Annotated in this window: 3 protein-coding genes; 2 read left to right on the top strand and 1 reads right to left on the bottom strand. The window is 63.6% G+C overall.

From position 1 onward, the window contains the following. Together WAN71_RS05165 and WAN71_RS05160 are read left to right on the top strand one after the other, a co-directional pair. Positions 1-505, top strand: a 505-nt coding sequence (locus WAN71_RS05165) for a PE/PPE C-terminal domain-containing protein (RefSeq protein WP_422224300.1), incomplete at its 5' end; no start/stop codon positions are given. A 26-nt stretch (positions 506-531) separates the two neighbouring features. Next, positions 532-852 carry a DUF732 domain-containing protein gene (locus WAN71_RS05160; RefSeq protein ID WP_422224299.1) on the top strand — a complete coding sequence of 107 codons (321 nt, stop codon included), beginning with the start codon at positions 532-534 and terminating at the stop codon, positions 850-852. A gap of 64 nt (positions 853-916) precedes the next feature. Here WAN71_RS05160 and katG read toward each other — a convergent pair. Beyond that, on the bottom strand, positions 917-3,119 hold a 2,203-nt coding region (katG, locus tag WAN71_RS05155), incomplete at its 5' end, for a catalase/peroxidase HPI (RefSeq protein WP_422224298.1).

Here is a 3,119-nt window from a genome sequence, read left to right as displayed (position 1 = left end):
CTTTTGGGGCAGGGGGTGGCTGACCAACAGTTCGGTGTCCGCGGATATGGGAAATGCCGACACTTTGGTCGGAAAGCTGTCAGTCCCCCCCAGCTGGGCCACCGCCACACCGGCGATCCGAACGGTCGCTGCCGCATTGTCAGCCGCCGGGCCGGAAGCCGTGCCGGCGGCCGCGATCGCCGAAGCCGGCATGTTCAGTTCGATGCCCGCGGCGGGGATGCTCGGCAGCGCGATCGGCGCCGGGGCTCCCACCGTCGCGGCCAACAGTGGCGTACGCGGCCGTCTGACCCCGCTGAAGGACCTCAAAGGCAAACAGTCGCCCGAGCAACTGAAGCGGCTGGTCGCACAAATATCGGAGAAGCCCGAAAGCGTGCAGCACCACACGGTCGACCAAGACGGTCTTGAGAGTCTGCTCGAACAACTGGCGAAGAAACCCGGCGTCCACGCGGTGCATCTGAAAGGCGGCAAGGCCAAAGTCGTACCGTCGGATGTCCAATTGGGTTAGGGGACAACAGGAAAGAAGGATGAATTATGAGAGCCCTACTTGCGGCAATCAGCATTTGCACCGTGATCGGCCTGGCCGCTCCGGCATACGCCGATCCTGGCGACATCACCGGTGACGATGCAGGCTTTCTGTCTGCTCTGCAAAAAGTCGGTATCCACTATCCCAGCCCGGCTCAAGCCATCACAGCCGGCAAGTCGGTGTGCGGATGCCTGAATGGCGGCGAATCTGGCCTGGAGCTGGTGCACGAGGTGAAGGTCCGCAATGCGGGCTTCACCATGGAAGAAGCATCCGACTTCGCCATGATCGCAGCAAAATACTACTGCCCCCAACAGCTTTCGAAGAGCTGACCGAAAGCGGCACCCCGCGAGGCCGGGGCTCGCGGGGTGCCGTCGGGACCATCTGATCCAGGTGTTACTTGAGGTCGAACCGGTCGTTGTTCATGACCTTGACCCATGCCGCGACAAAGTCAGCCACGAACCTCCCCTTCGCGTCGTCTTGTGCATAGACCTCGGCCAACGCGCGCAGCACCGAATTCGACCCGAACACAAGGTCATTCGCGGTCGCGGTCCACTTCAGAGCGCCCGAGGCCCGGTCGTGGCCCTCGTAGACGTTCTCCGCAGTCTCCGACGCCTTCCACTCGGTGCCCATGTCGACCAGATTGACGAAGAAGTCGTTGGTCAACACGCCGGGCTTGTCGGTGAACACGCCGTGCTTGCTGCCGCCATGATTGGCCCCGAGAGCACGCAGGCCCCCGACGAGGACGGTCAGCTCCGGACCGGTCACACCCAGTAGGTACGCCCGCTCCAACAGCAGCTGCTCCAGCGGGGCCTTCTCACCCGGCCGCGCATAGTTGCGGAAGCCGTCGGCCCGCGGTTCGAGCACCGCCAACGCCTCCACATCGGTGTTCTCCTGCGACGCGTCGGTCCGCCCCGGCGCGAAAGGCACGGAGATCTCGTGTCCGGCGTCCTTGGCCGCCTTCTCCACTGCCGCAGAGCCGGCCAACACGATCAGGTCGGCAAGCGAGATCTTCTTGCCTCCGGAAGCTGAGCCGTTGAAGTCCTGCTGGATCTTTTCCAGGGCCGGCAGCACCTTGTCCAGCTCGGCGGGTTCGTTGACCTCCCAATTCCTTTGTGGCTCAAGGCGAAGCCGTCCACCGTTAGCGCCACCGCGCTTGTCGGTGTTGCGGTAGCTCGCGGCCGCCGACCACGCGGTCTTGATCAGCTGCGGAATTGACAGGCCGGACTCGAGCACCTTTTTCTTCAGGGCCGCAACGTCTTTGTCGTCGACCAGCTTGTGGTCCACATCTGGAACCGGGTCCTGCCACAGCTGCGGCTCGGCGATCCATGGCCCGAGGTAGCGCGAGATCGGTCCCATGTCGCGGTGCAACAGCTTGTACCACGCCTTGGCGAACGCCTCGGACAGCTCTTCGGGGTGGTCCAGCCAGCGTCGGGTGATCTCACGGTAGATCGGGTCTTCGCGCATCGAGATGTCGGTGACCAACATCGTGGGCGCGCGACCCGGCCCACCAAACGGATCGGGGATCGTGCCCGCACCGGCGCCGTCCTTCGCCTGGAACTGCCAAGCTCCCGCCGGGCTCTTGGTCAGCTCCCACTCGTAGCCGTACAGGTTTTTCAAGAATCCGTTACCCCACTTGGTCGGGGTCGAGACCCAGGCCACCTCCAGGCCGCTGGTGATGGCGTCCTTGCCCTTGCCGCTGCCGTAGGAGCTCTTCCATCCGAGTCCCTGTTGTTCGATCGGGGCGGCCTCCGGCTCGGGACCGACCAGATCGCCGTCACCAGCACCGTGGGTCTTGCCGAAGCTGTGGCCACCAACGATGAGTGCGGCGGTCTCCTCGTCATTCATCGCCATCCGGCGGAACGTCTCACGGATGTCTACCGCCGCGGCGACCGGATCCGGCTTGCCTTCGGGGCCTTCCGGATTCACATAGATCAGCCCCATGGTGGTCGCACCGTACGGCTCGGCGAGGTCTCGCTTGCCCGAGTACCGCTTGTTGGTGCCCAACCATTCGTCCTCTTCGCCGAACAGGATTTCTTCGGGTTCCCAGACGTCTTCGCGGCCAAAAGCGAAGCCGAGAGTCTTGAACCCCATCGACTCCAGGGCACAGTTGCCGGCGAAGATGATCAGGTCGGCCCAGGAGATCTTGTTGCCGTACTTCTTTTTAACCGGCCACAGCAGCCGGCGGGCTTTGTCCAGGCTCACGTTGTCCGGCCAGCTGTTGATCGGGGCAAAACGCTGCATACCTTGGCCGCCGCCGCCGCGGCCGTCGTAAATGCGGTAGGTACCCGCCGAGTGCCAGCTCATCCGGATGAACAGGCCGCCGTAGTGACCGTAGTCGGCGGGCCACCAGTCCTGCGAGGTAGTCATCAGCGAGAACATGTCGGCTTTGAGGGCCTCGACGTCGAGTTTGGCGAATTCCGTTGCGTAGTCGAAGTCTTCGCCGAGCGGGTTGGACTGGGGCGCGTGCGGGTGCAGCTTCGACACGTCGATCTGGTTAGGCCACCAGTCTTGGTTCGTCAGCGGCGCCCCCGACTTGGGCTCCGGCGCGTCGATCACCGGATTTTCACTTTCGCTGCCTTTATGGGTCGTATCTGAT

It is taken from the genome of Mycobacterium sp., from assembly GCF_049280035.1.
Taxonomy (GTDB): Bacteria; Actinomycetota; Actinomycetes; order Mycobacteriales; family Mycobacteriaceae; genus Mycobacterium.
The sequence above is the reverse complement of the archived record's forward strand: the minus strand, read 5'-3'. Positions and strand labels throughout refer to the sequence as shown.

Coding starts and splice junctions, on each gene's coding strand:
- WAN71_RS05160 (WP_422224299.1), top strand. CDS start 532: ATGAGAGCCCTACTTGCGGCAATCAGCATTTGCACCGTGATCGGCCTG.